Annotated in this window: 15 protein-coding genes and 1 rRNA gene; 11 read left to right on the top strand and 5 right to left on the bottom strand. The window is 74.4% G+C overall.

What is annotated here, in order from left to right; genetic code table 11:
- Positions 1-86: ribosomal RNA gene (gene rrf / locus ACZ56B_RS28960) — 5S ribosomal RNA — on the top strand; the annotation flags it as partial.
- An 85-nt stretch (positions 87-171) separates the two neighbouring features.
- Here the strand turns inward: rrf and ACZ56B_RS28965 are convergent.
- The gene (locus ACZ56B_RS28965) at positions 172-1296 is read right to left on the bottom strand and encodes a hypothetical protein (RefSeq protein WP_468796765.1); all 1125 of its coding nucleotides are present in this window, start codon (positions 1294-1296) and stop codon (positions 172-174) included.
- Between the two features lie 36 nt (positions 1297-1332).
- Here ACZ56B_RS28965 and ACZ56B_RS28970 point away from each other — a divergent pair, with 36 nt between their 5' ends.
- Positions 1333-2073, top strand: coding sequence for a tetratricopeptide repeat protein (locus ACZ56B_RS28970; RefSeq protein WP_468796768.1), 741 nt, complete (start codon positions 1333-1335; stop codon positions 2071-2073).
- A gap of 101 nt (positions 2074-2174) precedes the next feature.
- Here the strand turns inward: ACZ56B_RS28970 and ACZ56B_RS28975 are convergent, their stop codons facing one another.
- Complete coding sequence (locus ACZ56B_RS28975; protein WP_468796771.1) at positions 2175-3470, bottom strand: DUF1015 domain-containing protein; 1296 nt, start codon at positions 3468-3470, stop codon at positions 2175-2177.
- Positions 3471-3542: 72 nt separating this feature from the next.
- Between ACZ56B_RS28975 and ACZ56B_RS28980 the strand changes: the two genes are divergently transcribed.
- The 4 genes from ACZ56B_RS28980 to ACZ56B_RS28995 all read left to right on the top strand — a co-directional run bounded on the left by ACZ56B_RS28980 (position 3543) and on the right by ACZ56B_RS28995 (position 7638).
- The gene (locus ACZ56B_RS28980) at positions 3543-4571 is read left to right on the top strand and encodes an HAD hydrolase-like protein (protein ID WP_468796774.1); all 1029 of its coding nucleotides are present in this window, start codon (positions 3543-3545) and stop codon (positions 4569-4571) included.
- Between the two features lie 75 nt (positions 4572-4646).
- Positions 4647-5690: a FecCD family ABC transporter permease gene (locus ACZ56B_RS28985; RefSeq protein WP_468796777.1), complete on the top strand. Its 1044-nt coding sequence runs from the start codon at positions 4647-4649 to the stop codon at positions 5688-5690.
- Positions 5687-6724 carry a FecCD family ABC transporter permease gene (locus ACZ56B_RS28990; protein WP_468796779.1) on the top strand — a complete coding sequence of 346 codons (1038 nt, stop codon included), beginning with the start codon at positions 5687-5689 and terminating at the stop codon, positions 6722-6724. Before ACZ56B_RS28985 ends, ACZ56B_RS28990 begins: the two co-directional genes overlap by 4 nt.
- Positions 6721-7638, top strand: a complete 918-nt coding sequence (locus tag ACZ56B_RS28995; RefSeq protein ID WP_468796782.1) for an ABC transporter ATP-binding protein — start codon at positions 6721-6723, stop codon at positions 7636-7638. Before ACZ56B_RS28990 ends, ACZ56B_RS28995 begins: the two co-directional genes overlap by 4 nt.
- On the opposite strand, the gene ACZ56B_RS29000 is transcribed toward ACZ56B_RS28995, so the two are convergent.
- Complete coding sequence (locus tag ACZ56B_RS29000; protein WP_468796785.1) at positions 7622-7969, bottom strand: sterol-binding protein; 348 nt, start codon at positions 7967-7969, stop codon at positions 7622-7624. The genes ACZ56B_RS28995 and ACZ56B_RS29000 overlap by 17 nt on opposite strands.
- A gap of 42 nt (positions 7970-8011) precedes the next feature.
- Between ACZ56B_RS29000 and ACZ56B_RS29005 the strand changes: the two genes are divergently transcribed.
- The 5 genes from ACZ56B_RS29005 to ACZ56B_RS29025 all read left to right on the top strand — a co-directional run bounded on the left by ACZ56B_RS29005 (position 8012) and on the right by ACZ56B_RS29025 (position 13523).
- Positions 8012-8362: a hypothetical protein gene (locus ACZ56B_RS29005; protein ID WP_468796788.1), complete on the top strand. Its 351-nt coding sequence runs from the start codon at positions 8012-8014 to the stop codon at positions 8360-8362.
- A gap of 7 nt (positions 8363-8369) precedes the next feature.
- Positions 8370-9185 (top strand): TlyA family RNA methyltransferase, encoded by an 816-nt coding sequence (locus ACZ56B_RS29010; protein WP_468796791.1) that lies wholly within the window; start codon positions 8370-8372, stop codon positions 9183-9185.
- Positions 9182-10087 carry an NAD kinase gene (locus ACZ56B_RS29015; protein ID WP_468796794.1) on the top strand — a complete coding sequence of 302 codons (906 nt, stop codon included), beginning with the start codon at positions 9182-9184 and terminating at the stop codon, positions 10085-10087. Before ACZ56B_RS29010 ends, ACZ56B_RS29015 begins: the two co-directional genes overlap by 4 nt.
- A 157-nt stretch (positions 10088-10244) precedes the next feature.
- Positions 10245-11963, top strand: coding sequence for a DNA repair protein RecN (gene recN / locus ACZ56B_RS29020; RefSeq protein ID WP_468796851.1), 1719 nt, complete (start codon positions 10245-10247; stop codon positions 11961-11963).
- Positions 11964-12386: 423 nt separating this feature from the next.
- The gene (locus ACZ56B_RS29025) at positions 12387-13523 is read left to right on the top strand and encodes a glycosyltransferase family 4 protein (protein WP_468796797.1); all 1137 of its coding nucleotides are present in this window, start codon (positions 12387-12389) and stop codon (positions 13521-13523) included.
- Positions 13524-13571: 48 nt separating this feature from the next.
- Here ACZ56B_RS29025 and ACZ56B_RS29030 read toward each other — a convergent pair whose 3' ends face one another.
- Positions 13572-15215, bottom strand: coding sequence for a PucR family transcriptional regulator (locus ACZ56B_RS29030; protein WP_468796800.1), 1644 nt, complete (start codon positions 15213-15215; stop codon positions 13572-13574).
- Between the two features lie 127 nt (positions 15216-15342).
- Complete coding sequence (locus ACZ56B_RS29035; protein WP_468796854.1) at positions 15343-17145, bottom strand: glycoside hydrolase family 15 protein; 1803 nt, start codon at positions 17143-17145, stop codon at positions 15343-15345.
- Positions 17146-17478 lie beyond the last annotated feature (333 nt).

Consider the following 17478-nt stretch of genomic DNA (forward strand, 5'->3'; position numbering starts at 1 on the left):
GTTACATTCCGAACCCGGAAGCTAAGCCTCACAGCGCCGATGGTACTGCAGGGGGGACCCTGTGGGAGAGTAGGACGCCGCCGAACAATTGTTGGAAGGACCCTTGGTCCCAGCGTTCAGCTGGGACCAAGGGTCCTTTTTTATTTATGCTTGCGGTACCGAAGACAGGAGTTACCGATGTCCACCAACTCTCCCGACGACCGACCGGAGCGCGACCAGCGGCGACGGGACAGTGGTGACCGTTCCGACCGTGGCGGTCAGTGGGGCGGCCCGCGTCGCGGCAACGACCGTGATCGTGGATTCCGCAGGGATGGCGACCGTCCCTCTTTCCGCCGCGATGACCGCGACCGCGACCGGGACAGGGACCGAGGCGGTGACCGCGACCGCGGTTTCCGTGGGCGCGACGACCGCAGTGGCGGTCGGCCGGAGCGCGGCGGCTTCCGGGACCGTGACGACCACCGTGGTGAGCGGAGCGGGGGGTACCGCGGGCGGGACGACCGTAGGACCGATCAGCGCGACGGAGAGCGTGAGCGTTCCGACTTCCGTCGGAGTGACGACCGGGGTTATGGCCGGCGCGATGACAGCCGGGGTGATGACCGGGGTGGCTTCCGCAGGGACGACAACCGGGGTGGCGAGCGCGGTGGATACCGTGGGCGCGACGACCGGGGCGACCGCGGTGACCGTGGTGGTTTCCGTGGGCGCGACGACCGGGGTTACGGCCGGCGGGACGACCGGGGTGGTTTCCGCAGGGACGACAGCCGGGGTGATGACCGGGGTGGTTTCCGCAGGGACGACAGCCGTGGTGGCGAGCGCGGTGGCTTCCGGCGGGAGGACGGCCGGGGTGATGACCGGGGTGGTTTCCGCAGGGACGACAGCCGCGGTGGCGACCGGGGCGGCTTCCGCAGGGACGACAGCCGGGGTGGCGAGCGCGGTGGATACCGTGGGCGCGACGACCGGGGCGACCGCGGTGACCGTGGTGGTTTCCGTGGGCGCGACGACCGGGGCTACGGCCGGCGGGACGACCGGGGTGGTTTCCGCAGGGACGACAGCCGCGGTGACGACCGGGGCGGCTTCCGGCGGGAGGACGGCCGGGGTGATGACCGGGGTGGTTTCCGCAGGGACGACAGCCGCGGTGGCGAGCGCGGTGGCTTCCGGCGGGAGGACGGCCGCGGTGGTGAGCGGGGCGGTTTCCGTGGGCGCGACGACCGCGGGCGAGGGCCTCGGAGGGACGACCGGGGCGGACGGCCCGGTGGATACCGTGGGCGCGACGACCGGCACGGTGGCAGGCGGTTCCACGAGGAGCGGGAACGGGACCGCGAGCCGATCAAGCGGTTGCCGATTCCCGAGGACGTCACCGGCGAGGAGATCGACAAGGACGTACGGCAGGAGCTGCAGAGCCTGCCCAAGACCCTCGCGGAGGATGTCGCCAAGAACCTGGTGATGGTCGCCCGGTCGATCGACGAGGACCCCGAGGGCGCGTACGGCTACTCCAGGGTGGCCCTGCGGCTGGCGTCGCGCGTCGCCGCCGTGCGGGAGGCCGCCGGGTTCGCCGCGTACGCCAACCAGAAGTACGCCGAGGCGCTCGCGGAGTTCCGGGCCGCGCGGCGGATGACCGGGACCGTCGAGCTGTGGCCGCTCATGGCCGACTGCGAGCGCGGGCTCGGACGGCCGGAGAAGGCACTGGACATGGCCGGGGCGCCCGAGGTGCAGAAGCTCGACAAGGCCGGGCAGGTCGAGATGAGGCTCGTCGCGGCCGGTGCCCGGCGTGACATGGGGCAGCTGGACGCGGCGATCGTGACGCTGCAGAGCTCCGAGCTGGCGTCGAACTCCGTGCAGCCCTGGACCGCGCGACTGCGCTACGCCTATGCCGACGCACTGCTCGCCGCCGGACGGAGCGGCGAGGCGCGGGACTGGTTCGCCAAGGCCGTCGAGGCCGACCGGGACGGCAGCACGGACGCCTCCGACCGGCTGGCCGAGCTGGACGGCGTGGAGTTCGTGGACGTGCTCGACGAGGGCGGGAACGACGACGCCCGTGCCGACGAGGACGAGGCCGAGGACACCGGCAAGGACTGACCGACGTCCTGACGCCCCGCGCCGTGGGCGACGGGGGTGAAGGCGGAGACGAGGGGGCGGGTCCCGTCGGGGCCCGCCCCCTCACGCGTGTCCTCCGGGCGTCAGAGGTCGAGTGCGCGCAGGACCAGGCCGGAGGCCGGTTTCGGGCCGAACGACGTCGACTTGCGGGGCATCGTGACGCCCTGGCGGGCGAGGTCGCGGACGACGTCCTCGTGGACCGGGTGCATCAGCACCGCCGTCCCGCCGTCGCGTTCCGCCTTCTCGACCGTGGCGGTCGTGTCGTGGATGTAGGAGATGCGGGCGGGGGAGTCCTCGGGGACCTGCCAGACGTGCTCGAGGAGCGTGGCGTGCAGGACCGTCGCGTCCAGGGCGCGCCAGGCCGCGGGCCGGTCGGCCGGGACCGTGCGGGCCAGCAGGTCCGGGTCGGGGCGGTCCACGAGGTGGAAGGCGCCGTCTCCGGCGAGGAGGAGGGCGTTGCCCGCGGAGGCCGCCTCCGCCAGGGCGTCCATGGCTCCGGGCAGCGCGGTGCCGCCGAGACGGCGGACGCGGAAGAGGCCGTCGAGGGCGCCCAGCGCGTCCGCGACCGGCAGGTCGTGCAGGAGGCGGTGGATGGCGCGGACCCGCAGGGGATAGCGGGCCGTGTCGACGAGGAGGACCAGGCCGTGGTCCCAGGGGCCGGGGGAGGGGTGCTCCGCGCGGAGCCTGCGGTAGGTCGCCCAGCGGTGGTGGCCGTCGGCGATGAGGGCCTGGTGGCCGGCGAGTTCCCGCCCGATCGCGGCCAGGGCCGCGGGGTCGGTGACGGACCACAGACGGTGGCGGATGCCGTCCTCCGTCGTGGTCGCGAGGAGCGGCGGCTGCTCGGCGGTGCGCTCGACCGGGCCGGCCGCGGCGGTCGCCGTGCCGTCGCCGCGGTAGGTCAGCAGCAGTGGTTCGAGGTTGGCGGAGGTGGCCCGCATGAGGGCGGCGCGGTCGGCGACGACGTGCGGCATGACGTCCTCGTGCGGCAGGACCAGCCGTTCCTCGGGGTCCGAGACGCGCAGCGCACCGATGACGCCGCGCTGCAGCATGCCGGCGTCGTCGCGCTGCTCGTAGACGTACAGGCCGGGTTCGGTGTCGGCGGTCAGGACGCCCTCCGCGCGCCAGCGGCGCAGGGTGTCGGCGGCCTGGGCGTTGCGGGCCTCGGGGGTGTCCGCCTCGGGCAGGATCAGCCGGACGATGTTGTGCGGGTCGGCGGACTGGAGGTGGTGCAGGCCGTCCGGGCGGACGACGACGTCGTACGGCGGGGATGTCACGGCGGCCAGGCTGCCGACCCGGTCGGGGTCGTAACGAAGGCCTCGGAACGGGGTGAGTTCCAGGCCCCGGGGCGCCTTTGCTTCCGAGTGACCTGCTGTGTTCATCCCGGCATCGTACGGGGGCCGGTGGCATGGGGGATGATCGGGGGAAAGCCGTCGAACGAGGAGCGATGCGGAATGAGCCGGAGCGTCAGGACGGGGCCCGGGGCCAGTGGGCGGGCCCTGAGCGAGGCGTACGACACGGCGCTGCTCGACCTCGACGGTGTGGTGTACGCGGGCGGGAACGCGATCGTCCACGCGGTCGAGTCGCTCGCGGCGGCCCGCGAGGGCGGCATGCGCCTCGCCTACGTGACGAACAACGCCCTGCGCACTCCGGACACCGTGGCCGCGCACCTGACCGAGCTGGGGATACCGGCGGACGCCGGTGACGTCATCACCTCCGCGCAGGCCGTGGCGCGACTGGTCGCCGACCAGGTGCCGCAGGGCTCCCGGGTGCTGGTGGTCGGCGGCGAGGGGCTGCGGGTGGCGCTGCGCGAGCGCGGGCTCGTGCCGGTGGAGTCGGCGGACGACGACCCGGTGGCGGTCGTGCAGGGGTACGGCGGACCCGAGCTGCCGTGGGGGCGGTTCGCGGAGGCGTCCTACGCCGTCGCGCGCGGGGTGCCGTGGTTCGCGTCCAACACGGACCTGACGATCCCCAGCGGGCGGGGCATCGCCCCCGGCAACGGCGCGGCGGTGGAGGTCGTACGGATCGCCACGGGCGCCGAACCGCAGGTCGCGGGCAAGCCGCTGCCGCCGATGCACCGGGAGACGATCCTGCGCACGGGGGCCGGACGGCCGCTGGTGGTGGGAGACCGGCTGGACACCGACATCGAGGGCGCGTTCAACGGCGGGGTCGACTCGCTGCTGGTGCTGACCGGGGTGACGGACGGCGCGCGGCTGCTGGCCGCGCCGCCGCGGCACCGGCCGACCTATGTCGACGCCGACCTGCGCGGCCTGCTCACCGGGCAGCCGGAGGTCGCCCGGACGGACGGCGGGTTCCGGTGCGGCGGATGGACGGCGACGGCCGGTGCCCGGAGCCTGGAGCTCGACGGGGACGGTGCCGCGCCGGACGGGCTGCGTGCGCTGTGCGCGGCGGCGTGGACGGCGGCCGGTGAGGGAGTGTGCGAACTGGACGGCGGCAAGGCGCTGGCGCGGCTGGGGCTGTGAGCCCCGGCCCTCCGGCCCTCCGGAGGGGGAGTTCGGGGATCGTGATCGAACAGCAGGGTAGGCTAACCTAACCGCGTGTTGGTCGAGAGTCCCCCCGAACAGCGCGCGGACGATGCCCCCGCGCCCCCAAGGCGCCGGGCCGTGCGCTCCCTCGGGCTGCTCGTCTCCGTCGTGATCCTGGTGTTCGTCGTGCTGGCGAGCCTCGCGGTCGGAGCGAAGGACCTGTCCCCGGGGCAGGTCTGGCACGGCCTGTTCGAGGACACCGGAAGCTACAGCGACGTCGTCGTCGCCGACCGGCTGTCACGCACCGTGCTCGGCCTGCTCGCCGGCGCGGCGCTCGGTCTGGCGGGGGCGGTGCTGCAGGCGCTCACCCGCAATCCGCTGGCCGACCCCGGGCTGCTCGGCATCAACGCGGGCGCGTCCGCGGCCGTGGTCACCGCCATCACCCTCTTCGGCGTCACCTCGCTGTCCGGATACGTGTGGTTCGCGTTCTTCGGGGCGGCGGCCGTCGGGGCGCTGGTGTGGTTCCTGGGCGGCAGCCGGGGTGCGACGCCGGTGCGGCTGGTGCTCGCCGGCACCGCGATCAGCGCCGCGCTCTACGGCTACATCCAGGCCGTCATGATCCTGGACGACGCGGCGCTCGGCAGGATGCGCTTCTGGACGGTGGGATCGCTCTCCTCGGGGAACGCCTCGACCATCGAGCAGGTCCTGCCGTTCCTGCTGGCCGGCTTCCTGCTGGCGCTGGGGCTCGCCCGGCCGCTCAACGCCATGGCCATGGGCGACGACACCGCCAGGGCCCTCGGCGCCCACCTCAACCGCACCCGGGCGCTGTCCATGCTCGCCGCGACGGTGCTGTGCGGGGCCGCGACCGCCGCGTGCGGGCCGATCGTGTTCGTCGGCCTGATGGTGCCGCACGTCGTGCGCTCCTTCACCGGGCCCGATCTGCGCTGGATCCTGCCGTACGCGGCGATCCTGTCGCCCGTGCTGCTGATCGGAGCCGACGTGATCGGCCGGATCGTGACCCGGCCCGCGGAGCTCCAGGTCGGCATCGTCACGGCGCTCCTCGGCGGCCCGGTCTTCATCCTTCTGGTACGACGGCGGAGGACGGCCCAGCTGTGAAGACCAACCGCGCGGTGCGGACCCCCGGCGGCCTCTCGGTCCGCCTGGACGTGCGCGCCCTCACCGTCGTCGTGCTGCTCCTGCTCGCGGCGCTCACCGCGAGCGTGGTGCTGATCGGCACCGGCGACTTCCCGATACCCGCCGCCGACGTGCTCAGGACGCTCCTCGGGGAGGGCGACGCCGGGCAGGAGTTCATCGTCACCGAACTGCGGCTGCCCCGGGTCCTGGTCGGCCTGCTGGTCGGCGCCTCGCTCGGACTGGGCGGCGCCCTGTTCCAGGCCGTCTCCCGCAATCCGCTGGGCAGTCCGGACGTCCTCGGCCTCGGGCAGGGGGCGACCGCCGGTGCGCTCACGGTGATCGTGCTGTTCTCCGGCACCGCCAACGAGGTCGCCCTGGGCGCGCTGGCCGGCGGGCTGGTGACCGGGTTCGCCATCTACGTGCTCGCCTGGAAGCGGGGCGTGCACGGGTACCGGCTGGTCCTGGTCGGCATCGGTGTCTCGGCGGTCGTCACGGCGGTCAACGGGTACCTGCTCACCAAGTCGGACATCGTCGACGCGGCCCGCGCGGTGGTGTGGATGACCGGATCCCTCGACGGCCGTGACTGGGCCCAGGTCTGGCCGCTGCTCGCCCTGTGCGCGGTCCTCGTCCCGGTGGTCCTCGCGAACTCCCGCGGGCTGAGGATGATGGAGATGGGCGACGACGTCTCCTCCGCCCTCGGGGTGCGGGTGGAGCGCGTACGGCTGGTGCTGCTGGTGTCGGCCGTGCTGCTCACCGCCTCCGCGACCGCCGCCGCCGGACCGGTCGCCTTCGTCGCGCTCACCTCGCCGCAGCTCGCCCGGCGCCTGACCCGTTCGCCCGGGCCGAACCTGGTGGCGTCGCTGTGCATGGGCGCGGCCCTGCTGGTCACCGCCGACTGGGTCTCGCAGCGGGCGTTCGGCGCCGACCGGCTGCCCGTGGGCGTGGTCACCGGCGTGCTCGGCGGTGTGTACCTGCTGTGGCTGCTGGTCACCGAGCGCAGGGCGGGACGCATATGAGGGCCGGGACCGAGAAGAGCGGGGGCGGCAAGAGCAGTGCCAGCAGCGGGCTGGACGACCGAAGGAGCACCGTGAACCGACTGTCCGCCGAGAACGTCACCCTCGCCTACGACCAGCGGGTCATCGCCGAGCAGTTGTCGGTGGAGATACCGGACAACTCCTTCACCGTGATCGTCGGCCCCAACGCGTGCGGCAAGTCGACGCTGCTGCGGGCGCTGTCGCGGATGCTGCGGCCCGCCGGGGGCCGGGTCCTGCTCGACGGGCAGGTCATCCAGTCGATGCCCGCGAAGAAGGTCGCCCGGACCCTGGGACTGCTGCCCCAGTCGTCGATCGCGCCCGACGGCATCACGGTCGCCGACCTGGTGGGCCGCGGCCGTTACCCGCACCAGGGCATCCTGCGCCAGTGGTCGGCCGAGGACGAGCGGGTGGTCCGGGAGTCGATGGAGCGGACCGGGGTCGCCGAGCTGGCGGAACGGTACGTCGACGAGCTCTCCGGCGGTCAGCGCCAGCGCGTGTGGATCGCGATGGCCCTGGCCCAGCAGACCCCGCTGCTGCTGCTGGACGAGCCGACCACCTACCTGGACATCCAGCACCAGATCGACGTCCTGGACCTGTGCGCGGACCTGCACGAGGAGCAGGGGCGCACCCTCGTCGCCGTGCTGCACGACCTCAACCACGCCGCCCGGTACGCCACCCACCTCATCGCCCTGCGCGGGGGGAAGGTCGTCGCCCAGGGCGCGCCGAAGGACATCGTCACCGCCGGGCTGGTGGAGGAGGTCTTCGGGCTGCGCTGCCAGGTCATCGACGACCCCGAGACGGGCACGCCCCTGATCGTGCCGGCGGCGCGCGGGGCGCGGGCGGCGGCCGGGCACCGGGGCGCGGCCCGGAAGGTGGGCGTCACAGGAGCTTCCTGAGCCGGAACAGGTCGCGCAGCCCCGCCTCCAGCCTCACCCGGCCCGAACCCCAGGCCCTGGCGAAGTGCAGCTCGCCGCCGACCAGGGCCACCAGGTCGTCGCCGGTCATCGCGAGTCTTATCTGGGCCTTCTCGCGCGGCGGGCCCGGAAAGGTGTCGTGCACCGCGATCCGGCCGTCGGTGAGGCGGCCGGCGAAGGTCACGTCCAGGTCGGTGAGGTGGCAGCTGACCGAGCGGTCCAGCGCCGCGGCCGCGCGGACGTCCCCCTCGGCTTGCCGCATGGTGTCCGAAAGCTTGTCGAGTGCGGCACGGCACTCCTCGATCGTGGCCATCGCGGACGACGGTACCCCAGGTGTTCGCGGTAGCGTCGGGGCATGAACGACGCAGTACCGGAGGCGGGGGCCGCGGAGCCGGAGCCGGAGCACGCCGGGCCGCAGCCCCTGCCCGGGGAGGAGCCCGCCGCCCCGGCCCCCCTGGGCGTGCCGCGCACCCCCACGGGCGACGCCGGGGTGGACGCCCGTCTCGAGCGGCTGGCCGACGTCGACCACCTCGCCACGGACGACCACGTCGAGGTGTACGAGGATGTCCACCGGGGGCTGCGCGACGCGCTCACCGCGCTCGACGCCCGCCCGGGGCCCCCGGCTCCCGCCCGTCACCCGAGCACCACCCCCCGACCAGGCCCTTCGGGCCACCCGTCCCCCTCGGCACACGTACACAGGAGCTGAACCGAACGTGGCAGGAGTCGCACGCCGCCGTCTCGACGCGGAACTGGTCCGCCGCAAGCTGGCGCGCTCGCGCGAGCACGCCGGCCAGCTGATCGCCGCGGGCCGGGTCAGCGTCGGCAAGACCGTCGCGACCAAGCCCGCCACCCAGGTGGAGACCGCCGCCGCGATCGTCGTCGCCGCCGACGCGGGCGATCCGGACTACGTCTCGCGCGGCGGCCACAAGCTGGCCGGCGCGCTGGACGCCTTCGGACCGCGCGGGCTGGTGGTCGAGGGGCGGCGGGCGCTGGACGCCGGCGCCTCCACCGGCGGCTTCACCGACGTCCTGCTGCGGGCCGGGGCCGCGCACGTGGTCGCCGTGGACGTCGGATACGGACAACTCGCCTGGACCCTGCGCAACGATGAACGCGTCACCGTCAAGGACCGTACGAACGTGCGGGAGTTGACGCTCGAGGCCATCGATGGGGAGCCTGTGGATCTTGTCGTGGGGGATCTGTCCTTCATTTCGCTCGGGCTGGTGCTGCCCGCCCTGAAGCGGTGCGTGAAGCCGGACGCCGACCTGGTGATGATGGTCAAGCCGCAGTTCGAGGTGGGCAAGGAGCGGCTGGGCAGCGGGGGAGTGGTCCGCAGCCCGCAGCTGCGCGCCGAGGCCGTGCGGGAGGTGGCGGCCAGGGCCTGGGAGCTGGGGCTCGGGGCGAAGGGCGTGACGGCGAGTCCGTTGCCCGGACCCTCCGGGAATGTCGAATACTTTCTGTGGCTGCGGGCCGGGGCCCCGGAACTGGACCCGGCCGACGTTGACCGTGCAGTGGCGGAGGGGCCGCGTTGACACAGAACCGAGCTCGTACTGTTTTCCTGCTGGCCCACACCGGGCGGCCCGCGGCCATCCGCAGCGCCGAACTCGTGGTCAAGGGGCTGCTGCGCTCCGGGCTCGGGGTGCGGGTGCTGGAGGACGAGGCGCGCGACCTGCCGCTGCCGGACGACGTGGAGACCGTCAAGGAGGCCACGCCGCAGTCCCTGGACGGCTGCGAGCTGCTGATCGTGCTCGGCGGCGACGGGACGCTGCTGCGCGGCGCCGAGTTCGCCCGTGCCTCCGGGGTGCCCATGCTCGGCGTCAACCTCGGGCGGGTCGGGTTCCTCGCCGAGGCCGAGCGGGACGACCTCGACAAGGTGGTCGACCGCGTGGTGAGCCGGGCGTACGAGGTCGAGGAGCGCATGACCGTCGACGTCGTCGTGCACCGCAACGGCGACATCGTGCACACCGACTGGGCGCTGAACGAGGCGGCCGTGCAGAAGGTGTCCGCCGAGCGGATGCTGGAGGTCGTGCTGGAGATCGACGGGCGTCCGGTCACCGGGTTCGGCTGCGACGGGATCGTGTGCGCCACCCCGACCGGCTCGACCGCCTACGCGTTCTCCGCGGGCGGGCCCGTGGTGTGGCCCGAGGTGGAGGCGCTGCTGATGGTGCCGATCTCGGCGCACGCGCTGTTCGCCAAACCGCTGGTGACCTCGCCGGACTCGGTGCTGGCGGTGGAGGTGCTGCCGCACGTGCCGCCGGGCGTGCTGTGGTGCGACGGGCGGCGCACGGTGGAGCTGCCGTCCGGCGCCCGGGTGGAGGTGCGGCGCGGAGCCGTGCCGGTGCGGCTGGCCCGGCTGCACCACGCCTCGTTCACGGACCGGCTGGTGGCGAAGTTCGCGCTGCCGGTCTCGGGGTGGCGCGGGGCGCCGCACTAGCGGGGCGCCGCACCGGGAGGGGCCCGGCGCGAGGACGGGAACGCCTGTTCGACGAGTGGCCGCCGCGCGGTCACGACGTGCGGTGATCCCCTGATGGGTGGGGCGGCGTCGCACGTCCACCGCGAAACCTCGTAAGGTCTGGAACGTGCTGGAGGAAATGAGGATACGGTCGCTCGGAGTGATCGACGACGCTGTCGTCGAGCTGTCGCCCGGCTTCACCGCCGTCACCGGCGAGACGGGCGCGGGCAAGACCATGGTGGTCACCAGCCTCGGCCTGCTGCTGGGTGGACGGGCGGACGCGGCCCTGGTGCGGATCGGAGCGCGGAACGCGGTCGTGGAGGGGCGGATCACCGTCCCCCGGGACACCGCTGCCGTCGCGCGGGCCGAGGAGGCCGGGGCCGAACTCGACGACGGGACGCTGCTGATCAGCCGTACCGTCTCCGCCGAGGGACGCTCCCGGGCGCACGTCGGCGGGCGGAGCGTGCCCGTGGGACTGCTCGCCGAGATCGCCGACGACCTCGTGGCCGTGCACGGGCAGACCGACCAGCAGGGACTGCTGAAGCTGTCCCGGCAGCGCCAGGCGCTCGACCGGTACGCCGGGTACGCGGTCGCCGTGCCGCTCGGCGAGTACCGCGAGGCGTACAAGCGGCTGCGGGCCGTCACCGCGGAGCTCGAACAGATCACCACGCGCGCGCGTGAGCGGGCCCAGGAGGCCGACATGCTGCGCTTCGGGCTCGAGGAGATCGCCGCCGTGGAGCCGCGCGCGGGCGAGGACGTGGAACTGGCGGAGGAGGCCGAGCGGCTCGGGCACGCCGAGGCGCTGGCGTCCGCCGCGGCGGTCGCGCACGCCGCCCTCGCGGGCAACCCGGAGGACCCCGAGGGCGTCGACGCCGGAACGCTCGTCGCGGGTGCCCAGCGGGCCCTGGAGGCCGTACGGGCCCACGACCCGGCGCTGGCCGCGCTCACCGACCGGATCGGGGAGGTCGGCATCCTGCTGCGTGACGTCGCCGGGGAACTGGCGGGGTACGCCGACGACCTGGACGCCGATCCGCTGCGGCTGGCCGCGGTCGAGGAACGGCGGGCCGCGCTCACCGGGCTGACCCGCAAGTACGGCGAGGACATCGCGGCCGTGCTGGCCTGGGCCGAGCGGAGCGCCGCGCGGCTGACCGAACTGGACGGCGACGACGAGCGGATCGCGGAACTGACCGCCGAGCGGGACGAACTGCGCACCCGGCTGGGCGCGCTGGCCCAGGAGCTGACGGACGCGCGGACGGAGGCGGCGGAGCGGTTCGCGGCGGCGGTCACCGCCGAACTGGCCTCGCTCGCCATGCCGCACGCACGGGTGTCGTTCGACATCCGGCAGACCGAGGACCCCGAGGGCGTCGAGGTCGGCGGACGCACGGTCGCCTACGGTCCGTCGGGCGTGGACGAGGTCGAGCTGCTGCTGGCCCCGCACCCCGGGGCGCCGCCCCGGCCCATCGCCAAGGGGGCGTCGGGCGGTGAGCTGTCGCGCGTGATGCTGGCCGTGGAGGTCGTGTTCGCGGGCACGGATCCCGTGCCGACGTACCTCTTCGACGAGGTCGACGCCGGTGTCGGAGGCAAGGCGGCGGTGGAGATCGGGCGCCGGCTCGCGAAGCTGGCGAAGACGGCGCAGGTCGTGGTCGTCACCCACCTGCCCCAGGTGGCCGCGTTCGCCGACCGGCAGCTCCTGGTGGAGAAGACCGACGACGGGTCGGTCACCCGGTCCGGCGTGAAGGTGCTCGAAGGCGAGGAGCGGATCAGGGAGCTGTCCCGGATGCTCGCGGGCCAGGAGGACTCGGAGACCGCCCGCGCCCACGCGGAGGAACTGCTGGCGACGGCCCGGGCGGACGTGTAGTCCGGGCGCCGCGGCGGCCGGGCCGGCCGACGGCCCGGGGGAGCGCGTGACGCCCGGGACACGGGGGCGCACGCGCCGGGCGCGGCCGGCCGCGGTCGTGGCGGGCGCCGGGCGGGCCGGACGCCGCCCGTGGCGCCCTCGCCGGTCGTGGCGGCGGCGCACGGGGACCGGACGGGCGCGGCGGCCGGGCGGGGACTGGGGAGCCGCGCGGCGGGCCCGTCACCGGAGCCGACGCTTCCGTCACCCGTGTGGGTGACATGTCCTCCCGCGCGGCCCCGCCCCCGCGCTCCGGCCGTCCCGGAACTCCCCCCTGTCCTGGCATCCTTGACGGAAGTACGCGGAAGAACCGCGCGGCACACCCCTCCACGCGGTCCTTCTGTACGTTCTCCGTGACCGTCCGACCCGAACCAGGAGCCCGGCCACGTGACCCCCGTGAGCAGCCACGCACCGCACGGCCGGTCGACGCTGCGCACCGTGCAGGTGCTGGGCGGCGGCAACGCCGCCAGCGGCGCCCATGTGCGCTCGCTGGCCGAGGGGCTCGTCGCGCGGGGCGTGCGGGTCACGGTGTGCGCCCCCACCGAGGCGGATCACACCTACGGCTTCACGGGCGTCGGCGCCGAGCACGTGTACGTGCCGCGCAGCAGCGACCCGGGATCGGTGGCCGCGCTGCGGGCGGCCTGCCGGGACGCCGACCTGGTGCACGCGCACGGGCTGCACGCCTCCTTCCGCACGGTGCTCGCCCTCGGCGGACGGCCCACCCCGCTCGTCGTGACCTGGCACGACCGGGCGCACGCCGACGGCCCGCGCGCCCACTTCCTGCGGATGCTCGAACGACGGGTCGTCAGGTCGGCCACCGTGGTGCTCGGGACGACCTCCGCCCTCGTCGACCGGGCGCGCCGCACGGGAGCGCGGGACGCGCGGCTGGCCGCGGTCCCGCTCCCCGGGACGCGCACGCCCTCGCAGCCGGAGGACCCCGACCGGCTCCGGTCCAAGGTCCGGGCCGAACTCGGCGCCATGGGACGCCCGCTGCTCGTCGCCGTCGGCTCCCTCGAGCGGCACCGGGGCCACACCACCCTGCTGGACGCCACGTACGCGTGGAGCCGCCTCGACCCCGTTCCGCTGGTCGTCGTCGCGGGGGAGGGGCCGCTGCGCGGCGAGCTCCAGCGGCGGATCGAGGACGAGGAACTGCCGGTCCGGCTCGTCGGCCGGCGCGAGGACGTCCCCGACCTGCTCGCCGCCGCCGACCTCGCGCTGCTGCCCAGCCGGTGGGAGGCCCGCTCCCCGTTCGCCCAGGAGGCCCTCCGGGCAGGCGTGCCGCTCGTCGCGACCCGTGTCGGCGGCATCCCCGAACTCGTCGGCGACGCCGCCGAACTCGTCCCGTACGGCAACGCGCGGGCGCTCGCCGACGCCGTGCTGCGCCTGCTGGACGACCCCGGACGCAGGGAGCTGCTCCGGCAGCGGGGCGCGCGGCAGGCGTCGACCTGGCCGACCGAGGACGAGACGGTCGCCCAGGTGCTCAGCGTGTACGACGAGTTGACCCGGCCGCGGCCGCTGATCTGACCCGGACCGGGACCGGCACGGGACAGGCACCGGCCAGGCGCCGGCGGTTCAGGACACGTGCCGCCGGGCCCGCAGGGCCAGGCTCAACGCCAGGACCGTCTGCGGGTCGTCGAGGTCGGTGCCCAGCAACTCGCCGATGCGGGCGAGCCGGTTGTAGAGCGTCTGCCGGTTCAGGTGCAGTTCGCGGGCCGTCTCCGCCTTGCGCCCCGCGTGCGCCAGGTACGTCTCCAGGGTGGGCAGCAGCGGCGGCCTGGAGCGGCGGTCGTGGTCCAGGAGGGGACCGATCGCGCGGTCCACGAACGCGGCCAGGTCCGGATGGTCGCGCAGCCGCCACAGCAGCAGGTCGATGTCCAGCCGGCGGGCGTCGTACCACGGGCGGTCCGGCAGCCCCTGTGCCGCGGTCGCCGTCTCCGCCGCGTGCCGCAGCCCCGTCGGCACCGCCGCCCAGCCGCCGGCCGGCCCGACCACCACCACGGGCGGCCGGGTCCCCGGCCGCAGCACGCCCGCCCGCTCCGCCCCGGCCCGCAGCGCCGCCGCCACCCGGTCCGCGACCGCCGGGCGCTCCGCCTCCGCGCGCAGCCCGAGCAGCAGCGGCACCCGCCCCTCGACCGGCCGCACCCCCAGCAGCACGGGCACCCCGAGCGAGGCCAGTTCCTCGGCCACCGCGCGGGCCAGCACCGCCCAGCCTCCCCCCTGCGGGGACAGGGCGTCGCCGAGCCGCATCACCACCGGCAGCAGCGGGCCGGCGCCCGGCCCGAAGCCCAGCACGCGCGCCTGCGCGGGTGCGTCCCGGGCGGCGATCCGGCCCTCGGCGAGGTCGCTGAGGAAGTCCCCGCGCCCCCGCGCCGCCAGCTCCTCCTCCTGACGGGCCTGCATCAGCACCACGGCGAGGATGCCCGCCGTCCGCTCGGCCGCCATGCGGTGCACCGGCTCGGGCGTGCTCCGTACCGGCAGCAGCACCAGCCGGGCCCGCACGCCGCCGCTGCCGGGACCTCCGCCGGGCACGTCCACCAGGGCCGAACCGGCCGGCGGGTCGCCCCGGTGCCGGTCGCGCAGCCCTTCCCACACCTGGAGCGGATCCGCGCCCTCGGGGCCCTCCCCGGCCGCGTACAGCAGCTGTCCGTCCGTCGTCTCCAGGAAGACCGGGTTGCCGGTGAACCCGGCCAGGACCTCCAGGACCCGGGGGACCCCGCCGCCGCCCAGCAGCGCCTCGGTGCACCGGCGGTGCACCTCCTCGGCGCGCTGCAGCAGCGCGTAGTGCCCGTTGACGATCTCGGTGTGGATCTCCTCGGTGACGGTCACGAACGGCACCTCGCGGTGCAGCTGGACCAGCGGCAGCCCCACCGCCCGGGCCGTGTCGACGAGGGCGGCGGGCAGCCGGGCGAAGCGCGGGCCCAGCTCCACCACGAGCGCCGCGATGCCCCGCTCGGCCAGCGTGCGCACGAACGCGCGCTGGTCGGCCGGACGGTGTCCGAGCCCGTACCCGGTGGTCAGCAGCAGTTCGCCGCCCTTGAGCAGCGAGGCGATGTGGGGCACCTCACCCGCGTGCACCCAGCGCACCGTGCGCTGCAACCGGTCGGCGCCCGCCACGACCTCCGGCAGCCCGCCGCGCAGCCCGGGCAGCTCCAGCGCCCGCCGCACGGTGATCCCGGCGCCCCGGGTCCCGTACTCACCGTCCCTGCCGCTGTCCATGGGCGGGACGGTACCCGCGCGGGCCGGTGCGGAGCACCTCGCCCGGGGCGCGGTGCCCGCGCGCCCGGCGGCCGTCGCGGAGCCGTACGGGGACGGGTGCCCTTGCACCCGCCCCCGCCGGGCGTCCTCAGCCCCCGTAGGCCCCGGACGCCGTCAGCCGCAGGGCGGTGTCGATGAGCGGCACGTGACTGAACGCCTGCGGGAAGTTGCCCACCTGGCGCTTCAGGCGCGGGTCCCACTCCTCCGCCAGCAGCCCGAGGTCGTTGCGCAGCGCCAGCAGCTTCTCGAACAGCTTGCGGGCCTCGTCCACGCGGCCGATCATCGCCAGGTCGTCGGCCAGCCAGAACGAGACGGCGAGGAACGCGCCCTCGTCGCCCGCCAGGCCGTCGACGCCCGCGTTCTCCCCTTCCGTCGGGTACCGCAGGAGGAAGCCGTCGGGCGTGGACAGCTCGCGCTGGATCGCCTCGATGGTGCCGATCACGCGCTTGTCGTCCGGCGGCAGGAAGCCCACCTGCGGGATCAGCAACAGGGCGGCGTCCAGTTCCCTCGACCCGTAGGACTGGGTGAAGGTGTTGCGCTCCTTGTCGTAGCCCTTCTCGCACACGTCCCGGTGGATGTCGTCGCGCACCTGCCGGAACTCCTCCAGCGGGCCGTCGACCTCGCCGGACTCGATGAGCTTGATGGTGCGGTCGACCGCGACCCAGGCCATCACCTTGGAGTGCACGAAGTGGCGGCGCGGACCGCGCACCTCCCAGATGCCCTCGTCCGGCTCCTGCCAGTGCTTGCGCAGGTAGCCGATGAGCTTCACCTGGAGCAGGGAGGCGTAGTCGTTGCGGGCCAGGCCGGTCATGTGACCCAGGTGCAGGGCCTCGATGACCTCGCCGTACACGTCCAGCTGGAGCTGGTGGGCGGCGCCGTTGCCGACCCGGACCGGGGCGGAGTCCTCGTAACCGGGCAGCCAGTCCAGCTCCGCCTCGCCGAGCTCGCGCTCACCGGCGATGCCGTACATGATCTGCAGGTTCTCCGGGTCGCCCGCCACCGCGCGCAGCAGCCACTCGCGCCAGGCGCGGGCCTCCTCGCGGTAGCCGGTGCGCAGCAGCGAGGACAGGGTGATCGCCGCGTCCCGCAGCCAGGTGTAGCGGTAGTCCCAGTTGCGGACGCCGCCGATGTCCTCCGGCAGGGAGGTGGTGGGCGCGGCGACGATGCCGCCGGTCGGGGCGTAGGTCAGGGCCTTCAGCGTGATCAGGGAGCGGATCACGGCCTCGCGGTAGGGGCCGTGGTACGTACAGTGCTCCACCCACTCGCGCCAGAAGTCCTCCGTCGCCTCCAGGGACTGCTCCGGCTCCGGCAGCGGCGGCGGCTCCTTGTGCGAGGGCTGCCACGAGATCGTGAAGGCGATCCGGTCGCCCGGCGCGACCGTGAAGTCGGAGTACGTGGTCAGCGACTCGCCGTAGGTCTCGACGGATGTGTCGAACCACACGGAGTCGGGGCCCGCGACGGCGACCGTGCGCCCCTCGTGCCTGCGCACCCAGGGCACCACCCGGCCGTAGGAGAACCGCATCCGCAGCGCCGAGCGCATCGGCACCCGGCCGGAGAGGCCCTCCACGATGCGGATCAGCTGCGGGGCGCCGTCACGCGGGGGCATGAAGTCGGTCACCCGGACCGTGCCGCGCGGGGTCTCCCACTCCGATTCCAGGACCAGCGAGTCGCCGCGGTAGTTCCGCCGGGTGGCGGCGGGCGGCTGCTGGTCGGCGGCGTGCGCCGGACCGATCCGCCAGAAACCGTGTTCCTCGGTGCCCAGCAGGCCGGCGAAGATGGCGTGCGAGTCGAAGCGGGGCAGGCACAGCCAGTCCACCGTGCCGTCCCGGCAGACCAGTGCGGCGGTCTGCATGTCTCCGATGAGTGCGTAGTCTTCGATGCGCCCGGCCACGTGCAACTCCAGTCGAACGGCCACGTCACCCCGCGAGGGGGCTGTCGCTAGTGCGGTCAAGGGGTTTTTGCCATGCGTTGTTGAGCGTGAAGCACTGCAGTCGCTCAGTCGTCGTGCAAAGCGCCAATTGTTGCTCAACGAACCGACGAGCCGTCGTTGTTCCGGAATTTACGGGCGGGGGTGGTGCCGTTCGGCCGGCCGGGCTCGTCGGTGAGTGTCCGAGCAGGATACGACGCACGTAGATGATCTGTGTGCCGCTCCGGGCAACGAGGTTCCGCTGAACGAGTGAGCGGCGGACGGAGAGCCGCGAGGGGTGCGTTTCCGTGTCGGCGC

The sequence above is a fragment of the Streptomyces sp. NPDC034670 genome, assembly GCF_055574875.1.

Excerpts from the sequence above, each read along its gene's own strand:
- ACZ56B_RS28975 (WP_468796771.1), bottom strand. The coding sequence starts at position 3,470 with ATGAACACAGCAGGTCACTCGGAAGCAAAGGCGCCCCGGGGCCTGGAA.
- ACZ56B_RS28980 (WP_468796774.1), top strand. The coding sequence starts at position 3,543 with ATGAGCCGGAGCGTCAGGACGGGGCCCGGGGCCAGTGGGCGGGCCCTG.
- ACZ56B_RS28995 (WP_468796782.1), top strand. The coding sequence starts at position 6,721 with ATGAGGGCCGGGACCGAGAAGAGCGGGGGCGGCAAGAGCAGTGCCAGC.
- ACZ56B_RS29000 (WP_468796785.1), bottom strand. The coding sequence starts at position 7,969 with ATGGCCACGATCGAGGAGTGCCGTGCCGCACTCGACAAGCTTTCGGAC.
- ACZ56B_RS29005 (WP_468796788.1), top strand. The coding sequence starts at position 8,012 with ATGAACGACGCAGTACCGGAGGCGGGGGCCGCGGAGCCGGAGCCGGAG.
- recN (WP_468796851.1), top strand. The coding sequence starts at position 10,245 with ATGAGGATACGGTCGCTCGGAGTGATCGACGACGCTGTCGTCGAGCTG.
- ACZ56B_RS29030 (WP_468796800.1), bottom strand. The coding sequence starts at position 15,215 with ATGGACAGCGGCAGGGACGGTGAGTACGGGACCCGGGGCGCCGGGATC.